The organism is Arthrobacter oryzae (genome assembly GCF_037911235.1).
Taxonomy (GTDB): Bacteria; Actinomycetota; Actinomycetes; order Actinomycetales; family Micrococcaceae; genus Arthrobacter; species Arthrobacter oryzae_E.
The window spans coordinates 1-8,208 of sequence record NZ_JBBLYW010000040.1; the positions used below are offsets into that span (position 1 = coordinate 1).

Consider the following 8,208-nt stretch of genomic DNA (forward strand, 5'->3'; position numbering starts at 1 on the left):
GCGACCCGGATTTAAGTGCAGGAAGTGGGAGAGCGTCAGAACGGGGTGGGACTGATAATTTTGAGTTTGTGAATAATCCGGCCGAGATGGTTGTCCCCAGAGTCCAGGCAGCCATTGCCCAAGCGTTCGGCGAAGAGTTCCGCGACACCGATCCTGTGGTCCGGCCGTCCCAGTTCGCCGACATCCAGATCAACGCCGCCATGGCCCTCGCCAAGAAGGTGGGCCTGCCGCCACGCGATGCCGCCGCCAGGATCGTCGAGGCGCTGGAGCTCGACGGCCTCTGCACCGGCGTCGAGATTTCCGGCCCCGGCTTCATCAACCTCACGTTCGACGGCACCTGGATCGAGGAGCTGCTCAACGCCCAGGCTTCCCAGCCGCAAGGCGGGCCGGAGACGCAGGCCCAGCGCGTCGTCGTCGACTATTCCTCCCCAAACGTTGCGAAGGAAATGCACGTGGGGCACCTCCGCACCACTGTGGTGGGGGACAGCCTGGTCCGTGTCCTCGAGGCGCTCGGGCACACGGTGATCCGGCAGAACCACATCGGCGACTGGGGCACGCCGTTTGGCATGCTGATTGAGCACTGGCTGGAGATCGGCGAGGATTCGCCCGAGGCCGCCCTGCTGGTGGAGGACCCCAGCGCGTTCTACCAGGCGGCGCGGGCAAAGTTCGACGGCGATCCAGACTTTGCGACGCGCGCCCGCCTTCGCGTGGTGTCGCTCCAGTCGGCGCACGAGGAGACGCTGGAGGTGTGGCAGCGGCTGGTAGACCACTCGAAGGTCTACTTCAATGCCATCTATGCCACGCTGGGAGTCAGCCTCGAGGACGACCATATCGCGGGCGAGAGCTCGTACGATCCCCATTTAGCACAGCTGTGCCAGGAACTGGAGGAGCGCGGCCTGGCCCGGATCAGCGAAGGTGCGCTGTGCACGTTCCCCGCCGGGTTCACGGGCCGGGACGGCGAGCCGCTGCCGCTCATCATCCGCAAGTCCGACGGCGGGTACGGGTACGCCACCACCGACCTTGCCACCATCCGCTACCGGGTCCAGGAACTCCACGCGGACCGCATCCTCTACGTGGTGGGCGCACCGCAGAACGTCCACCTTCGGATGGTGTTTGAATCCGCGCGCGAGGCCGGATGGCTGCCAGACTCGGTGGAGGCCACGCACGTGCAGATCGGCAACGTACTGGGCGAGGACGGGAAGATCCTGAAGTCACGCTCGGGCACCCCGGTGAAGCTCATGGCCCTGCTGGACGAGGCCGTGGACCGCGCCCGCGCCGTGGTGGACGCCAGCCGTCCTGAGCTCTCCGAGGAGGAACGGGCCGTGACCGCCCGGCAGGTGGGGATCGGCGCCGTGAAGTACGCCGACCTCTCCACGGGCCACGACACCGAGTATGTATTCGACTTCGACCGGATGCTGGCACTCAGCGGCAACACCGGCCCTTACGTACAGTACGCCGCCGCCCGGATCCGCTCCATCCTGCGGAAGGCGGGGGAGGCTGAGGCCTCGACGACGGCGGGCGCTGCGGCGGGGGTGCCGACGGCGGAGGCGAGGATCGCCGTCGTCGAACCCGCCGAACGCGCACTGGCGCTCCACCTGCTGGAGTACGGTGCCACCCTTCGCAGGGTGGGGGAACTGTTGGAACCGCACCGGCTGTGTGCGTACTTGTTTGAACTGTCCCAGCTGTTCACCGCGTTCTACGACCAGTGCCCCGTGCTGAAGGCGGACGAGTCCGTCCGGCAGTCACGGCTCGCACTGTGCGCACTGGTCCTCCACAGGCTCTCCGAGGGGCTGGACCTGCTGGGCATCGAGACGCCGGAGAACATGTAGCCGCCCGACGGAGCCTTGGTCCGCCCGATCGTGCTGCCTGCCGACGCTCCGCCCTTCGAACGCTCTCTCACTTCCCGGCTGTTCACCCGGAACGCTCTCTCACCTCCTGGCTGTTCACCCCGAACGCTCTCTCACCTCCCGCGCAACGGCTGCGGGAAGTGAGAGAGCGTTTCTCGTTTTGCGGCGGGAAGTGAGAGAGCGTCCGGAAGAAGGCGGCAGGAAGTGAGAGAGCGCCCCGAAAGAGGCGGGCGGGATTGTGATGCTTGACACGTGTTAGGTCGTTCATCTACAGTTCCTAACACGTGTTAGGAAGGAAATTGACATGACCGGAGCCACAAACGGGCACCTGCGGGAAATCACCCGTCGTACCGCCCTTGGTGCCCTGGGCGCGGGAATCATCGGAGCAACCGTGGCGTCGTGGCCGCGGCTCTCCGGTACGGACATTCCGGGCCGCGGGGACAACAGCCTCAGCATTGCCATCATGGGCACCGCCGCGGACGCCGCCGCCCGCCAGCGCGCCATCGACGCCTTCACCCGCCTCCACCCGGAGATCAAGGTCAAGGTCCAGGCAATCCAGGCCGTCGACTGGAAAGACTTCTTCACCAAGATCCTCACCATGGTGGCCGCGGGCACTCCGCCGGATGTGGTCTACGTTGCCACCGAAGGTGCCCAGCTGTTCGCGGAAAAACTCGCCCACCCGCTCGACGAGTATGTGCGCCGCGACGCCGCGGACATGAGGGAGTTCTTCGACGATGTGCACCCCAGCCTGGTGGAAGCCTTCATGTACAAGGGCAGCCTGTACCAGCTCCCCATGGACTGGAACGCCGCCAACATGTACTACAACACCACCGCGTTCGCGCAGGCAGGGCTGGAGCGCCCGGCGGACGACTGGACCCACGTGGACTTCCGCAACAGCCTCGCCGCCATGCGGAAGGCCCGGACCTCGGACTTCACCCCGTACTACTGGACCAACCGGCTCTTTGGCGGCGTGGTGCCCTGGCTTTACGCCAACGACACCAGCTTCCTGAAGGAAACCAGGTCCGGGGGCGGGGAGTGGCTCTGGGACGGCTTCTACGCCAACGATCCCTCCCGCAGTCTCCGCTCCGGCGGGTACCAGTGGCTGGAACCCAACGCCAATGACGACCGCGTGTTCGAATCCTTCGACTACCTCCGCGGGCTGGTCAAGGACGGGCTCGGTGTTCGCCCGGAGGAAGGCGGCGGCAGCTCCCTGGTGGGACTGTTCGCTTCCAACCGCATCGGGACCACGCCGGCCGGCGGCTACTGGGTGCAGGGCCTCCACGAGGCCGGGATGGGCGCGAACGACTTCGACGTCCAGTTCTTCCCGCGCTGGAAAACCCAGCGCCACCAGTTCGGCACCGCCGGCTACGCGATCATGAAGACCGCCAAGGACAAAGACGCGGCCTGGGAATGGATCAAGTTCAGCTCCAGCCGCGAGGCCATGGAACTGATCTTCCCGAACCCGATTACGACGCCGGCACGCCGCTCCATGGTCAACGAGCAGCTCTACGCCGGCAAGGGACCCGCCCACTGGAAGGTCTTCTACGACACCCTGGACCGGTTCCCTACCACCGGCCCCATTCCGGCGCCACCGCAGCAGGCCGCCGTCGAAACGGCCCTGATGAAGAACGTATCGCTCGCTGTCAGCGGCGACGAGCGCCAGCTCAAGCAGGCCCTCTCGTCCATGCAGCGCGACCTTGAACTGGCCCTGAGGAGGCAGTCGTGAGCACAACCACCCCGCACAGGGAGCGGCCGAAGCGGGCCGCCAGGCAGGCAAGGCAGGCGGCCGGGCAGGCCGTGCCCGCCCAGCACCAACCCACCGCCAAGTCACGGCAGGGCCAGCGCTGGCTGGCCTGGATCTTCCTGGCCCCCACCCTCCTCGGCATGGGCCTGTTCACCCTGATCCCGATCGTGGCGTCCGTGGTCCTTGCCTTCTTCCGCTGGGACATCATCTCGGCGCCGACCTTCGTGGGCTTCGACAATTTCTCGGAAGTGGTCCAGGATCCCACCGTCCGGGTGTCCTTCCTGAACACCATCGTTTTCGTGGTGGTGGCCGTGGCCCTCCAACTGGGGCTCGCCCTGGCGCTGGCCATCATGGTGCAGGAGAAGATGCCGGCCTGGCTGCGCGTATTCTTCCGCTCGGCCTTCTTTTTCCCGCTGATCCTGTCCGCGGCCTCCGTGTCCATCTTCATGCGGTACCTCTTCAACGAACAGTTCGGCGTGGTCAACTGGTTCCTGTCCCTCGTGGGCATCCCCGCGGTGCCGTGGCTGACCACGCCAGGCGGGTCCGCCGCCGTCGTGATCCTTGTGTACGTGTGGCAGAACTTCGGCTTCTCCTTCCTGCTGTTCATCGGCGGCCTGGCTTCCATTCCCGTGGAGACATACGAAGCGGCATCGATCGACGGCGCCACCGGCTGGCGCAAGCACCTGCACGTCACACTGCCCCTGCTGAGCCCCACCACGCTGGTGGCCTCGGTGATGGCCATCATCAGCGCCCTGCAGGTGTTCGACCAGCCCTACGTGCTGACCCGCGGCGGCCCCGGCGACTCCACCCGCACCGCCGTCATGGTGATCTTCGAATCGGCGTTCCAGCGGCTCGAGTTCGGCCAGGCGTCGGCCATCGGCGTGCTGCTCACGCTGATCATCATGGCCATCACGGCCGCCCAGTTCCGGCTCAGCAAACGATTCGTCTTCTACCAGTAAGGCCAGCCATGACAACCACAACAGACCACGGCCTGGCCGGACATTCCCCCCGCCTGTCCGAAGGCCTCCCGGAAACGTCACCCAACCGGCGCCGGTTCAACTGGACCTTCGCCGTCCGCATCCTCCTGCTGCTGATCGCTGCCGCCCTGACGCTCGGCCCGGTGCTATGGACCCTGTCCACGTCGCTGCGGTCGCCGTCGGAATCCTTCAAGCTGCCGCCGTCGTTCATTCCCTGGAACCCTGACTTCACGTCCTATGGCGAAGTATTCCAGCAATTGAATATCTTCCTGCTGGTCCTCAACAGCGCCCTGGTCACCGGTCTGATCGCGGTAGGCCAGATGGTCTCGGCGGCGCTGGCGGGCTACGCGTTCGCGCACCTGAAGTTCCGCGGCCGCGGCGCACTGTTCTCGATTGTGCTGGCCACCATGATGGTGCCGGTGCAGGTCACCATCGTGCCCGTCTTTATGCTGATCCGCGGCATGGGCCTCTCGGACACGCTGCTGGCGCTGATCCTGCCGGCCATTCCGACGGCGTTCGGAACCTTCCTGATGCGCCAGTACTTTATGGGCCTTCCCGCCGAACTGGCCGAGGCCGCCGCGATCGACGGCGCCTCGCCGTGGCGTACGTTCCGTTCCGTGTACGCACCGCTGGCCATACCCGGCCTGGCGATCGTGGGAATCCTCGCGTTCAACTTCCACTGGAACGAGTTCTTCCGACCGCTCATCCTGACCATCTCCGAGCAAAACTTCACGCTTCCGCTGGGACTAGTCTCGCTCCAGGGCAATCTGGGAACCGGCAGCATCTCCGTGGTGCTCGCGGGCGTGGTCCTGTCCATGATCCCGGCGCTGGTGGTCTTTATGTTCGGCCAGCGCGCACTGCAGGACGGCCTTACGGCCGGCACCGGCAAATAATCCACTCACCGAAAGGCCCCGCCATGCCCACCCCGGACCTCGCCGCCGTCCACTTCGACTCTGTCCACTTCGACGACGTCGCCGCCTCCCACCCCGACGCCGCCTTCCCGCGGTTCCACCCGCGCCCCGCTCAGGGCTGGATCAACGACCCCAACGGCGTCAGCTTCATCAACGGCCGGTACCACGTGTTCTTCCAGTACAACCCGGACTCCGCCCGGCACCACCGGATCGCCTGGGGCCACGTGAGCTCCGCCGACCTGGTGCGCTGGGAAGAGCATCCGGTGGCGCTCCGCCCCCAGCCCGGCGGTCCCGATGAGTACGGCTGCTGGACCGGCGTGGTGACGGACGACGGCGGTGTTCCCACCGCCGCGTACTCGGGCGTCCGCGGCGACGGGGGCCACTCACAGGTGGTCGTCGCCCGCGGCTCGGCGGACCTGGTCCATTGGGAGCAGACCGGCCACGTGGCGGCCACCATGCCCGCCGACGGGCAGGTCACCGCGGTGCGGGATCCGTTCATCTTCCGGTTCAACGGCAAGCGGTACGCCATGCAGGGCGCCGGCCTGGCGAGCGGGCACGCCGCCCTGCTGCTGTACACGGTGGAGGACATGGCCGACTGGAAGTACCAGGGCATCTGGCTGACGTCGGAGAACCCGGTTGCGGCCCGGTCCACGCCGGCCGAGATCTGGGAATGCCCGCAGCTGGTGCGGGTGCCGGACAGTGCTGATACCGCAGGCGGTGCTGATACTGCCGGGGCTGCCGGCGACTCTGGAACCTGGCTCATGATGTTCTCGCTCTGGCTCTCCGGCGATGCGCACGAACACGCCAACGGCGTGGGCCACCTGGTCGGCTCCCTGACCGAGGACCCGGCCACCGGGCTGCCGGTGTTCACGCCCCGGGGCGGCGGAAAGTCGGACCTGGGCCGCGACTTCTACGCTCCGCAGGTGGTAGCGCTGGAGGACCGTGCCCTGCTGTGGGGCTGGGCCAATGAAGGCCCGGGCCGCGATGGACGACGCGGCCGCAGCCAGGACGACATTGACGCCGCCGGCTGGGCAGGTGTCCTGACCTTCCCGCGCGAACTCGCGGTGGTGGACGGCGTCCTTGCCGTCAGCCCCGCCCCTGAAATCGAGGCCTACCGCGGAGCGCTGATCGCCAGCAACGCCGGCGGGACCGTTGTGCTGCCTCCGTTTGCTGAAGCCCTGGTGACCGCAGGAGAAGCCGGACCCGTCGGGCCTGGTTCTGCGGGAGGTGCCGCGGGCGGCGGGGACACCGCCGTCGAACTCCTGCTTGTGGGGGAAGGAACGCGGCAGACAGTGTTCAGCGGAACCGTCGCGCCGGGGGAGGAGCTGCGGGTCTTCGTTGATGCCTCGCTGGTGGAGGTCTACCGGGCCGGTTCCGTGGCCACGACCCTGCGCGCCTACCCGGCGGCCGGGGAGGAATGGCAGCTGCACCTTCCGGCCGGTGCGACGGCGGAGGTCTGGGAACTGAGCCAGCCCTCCTAGGAATGGTGCTGGCCCCGGCCGGGTTTCAGCGCCCGGCCGGGACAGGCCCGGTGGAATCCCGCACCACCAGGCGGCAGGGCACCATCGTCGCCCGTTCGGTGCCCGAGTCGGTACCGACGGCGGCGCTGGTAGCCGTGCCGCCGTCGTCGTGCTTCCCGTTCGGGGTGGATCCAACTTCGGCGAGCAGCGCCGTCATGGCCGCCGCGCCCATCTCCCGGAGCGGCAGGGCCATGGTGCTGAGTGCGGGGACCATGGTTTTGGCGATGCGGAATTCGTCGTCGTAGCCCATGACCGACACATCCTGCGGGATGCTGAGGCCCAGCCGGTAGCACGCTAGTACGACGCCGATGGCCAGGCGGTCGTTGGCGCACAGGATCGCGGTGGGGCGGCTGGCCGGGTCCACGCCGTCGAGGAGTTTCATGGCGCCGTGGAAGCCCGCGTCGGTGTCCCAGCCCACCTGGATGACCCGGTCTTCGTTGACAGGGATTCCCGCGCTGCCGAAAGCCTCGCGGTAGCCCTCGATCCGGCGGGGTGCCGCGGGCGTGAGGGAATCGCCCGCGAGGAAGGCGATGTCCCTGTGGCCCAGGGACATGACGTGCGCGGCAGCTTCCCGTCCGCCGCGGACCTCGTCCGGGATGACCGCCGGAAGGCCTGCCTCGGGTCGGTCGTCGAAGCAGTTGGCCAGGATCGACGGGACGCGCGCCATGTTCGGCGGCACGTGCAGCGGACGCAGGCCCACAGTGACGTACATCAGCCCGTCCACCTGGCGGTCCAGCAGGGTTTCGACGGCGCTTTCGTCCCGGGACTCGTCCAGCTCCGTGTCCATCACGATGGTGACAAACCCGTGCGACCGTGCCACGGCGTCCGCCCCGGCGATGATGTTGCCGTCGAACGGACTGGTGACCACCTGGTCCGACACGATCCCGATGACGCGCGACTGCTGATTGCGCAGGCTCAGGGCGATCTTGTTGGGCGAGTAATTGAGCGCTGCCGCCGCTTCCCGGATGCGCTGCTGGCTTTCGAGGGCAACGTTGCCGTCGCCCCGCCCGTTGAGCACGAGCGACACAGCGCTGCGCGAGACGCCCGCCAGCTTGGCGACGTCGAGTGCGGTGGCCTTGCGGTTCATGGGCTGATCCTCCGGATGTGAAATCACTGCTTTGCTGCAGTTTACCTAACTCGTGTGAGCCCCGCTCACCTTGGGACGCTCTCTCACTTGTTGCGTGTTCCTGGCCGACGCTCTCTCACTTC

The 8,208-nt window shown here is 67.2% G+C and carries 6 protein-coding genes; 5 read left to right on the forward strand and 1 reads right to left on the reverse strand.

Annotation, left to right across the window (positions count from 1 at the left end; all coding sequences use genetic code 11):
• The first annotated feature begins 86 nt into the window (after positions 1–86).
• The 5 genes from argS (at position 87) to WMN78_RS12500 (ending at position 6,960) form a co-directional block, all read left to right on the forward strand.
• Positions 87–1,829 carry an arginine--tRNA ligase gene (gene argS, locus WMN78_RS12480; protein ID WP_340534036.1) on the forward strand — a complete coding sequence of 581 codons (1,743 nt, stop codon included), beginning with the start codon at positions 87–89 and terminating at the stop codon, positions 1,827–1,829.
• 322 nt (positions 1,830–2,151) lie between these two features.
• Positions 2,152–3,573 (forward strand): extracellular solute-binding protein, encoded by a 1,422-nt coding sequence (locus tag WMN78_RS12485; protein ID WP_340534037.1) that lies wholly within the window; start codon positions 2,152–2,154, stop codon positions 3,571–3,573.
• 71 nt (positions 3,574–3,644) lie between these two features.
• Positions 3,645–4,550, forward strand: coding sequence for a sugar ABC transporter permease (locus WMN78_RS12490; RefSeq protein ID WP_340534041.1), 906 nt, complete (start codon positions 3,645–3,647; stop codon positions 4,548–4,550).
• A gap of 8 nt (positions 4,551–4,558) precedes the next feature.
• Positions 4,559–5,461, forward strand: coding sequence for a carbohydrate ABC transporter permease (locus WMN78_RS12495; RefSeq protein WP_340534038.1), 903 nt, complete (start codon positions 4,559–4,561; stop codon positions 5,459–5,461).
• A 23-nt stretch (positions 5,462–5,484) separates the two neighbouring features.
• A complete protein-coding gene (locus WMN78_RS12500) occupies positions 5,485–6,960 on the forward strand; it encodes a glycoside hydrolase family 32 protein (RefSeq protein WP_340534039.1) in 1,476 nt (491 codons plus the stop codon).
• Positions 6,961–6,985: 25 nt separating this feature from the next.
• Here the strand turns inward: WMN78_RS12500 and WMN78_RS12505 are convergent, their stop codons facing one another.
• Positions 6,986–8,086 (reverse strand): LacI family DNA-binding transcriptional regulator, encoded by a 1,101-nt coding sequence (locus tag WMN78_RS12505; RefSeq protein ID WP_340534040.1) that lies wholly within the window; start codon positions 8,084–8,086, stop codon positions 6,986–6,988.
• Between the last annotated feature and the right edge of the window lie 122 nt (positions 8,087–8,208).

Bases quoted from the DNA above. Each gene is read 5' to 3' on its own strand.
- argS (WP_340534036.1), top strand. From the start codon at position 87: ATGGTTGTCCCCAGAGTCCAGGCAGCCATTGCCCAAGCGTTCGGCGAA.
- WMN78_RS12485 (WP_340534037.1), top strand. From the start codon at position 2,152: ATGACCGGAGCCACAAACGGGCACCTGCGGGAAATCACCCGTCGTACC.
- WMN78_RS12495 (WP_340534038.1), top strand. From the start codon at position 4,559: ATGACAACCACAACAGACCACGGCCTGGCCGGACATTCCCCCCGCCTG.
- WMN78_RS12500 (WP_340534039.1), top strand. From the start codon at position 5,485: ATGCCCACCCCGGACCTCGCCGCCGTCCACTTCGACTCTGTCCACTTC.
- WMN78_RS12505 (WP_340534040.1), bottom strand. From the start codon at position 8,086: ATGAACCGCAAGGCCACCGCACTCGACGTCGCCAAGCTGGCGGGCGTC.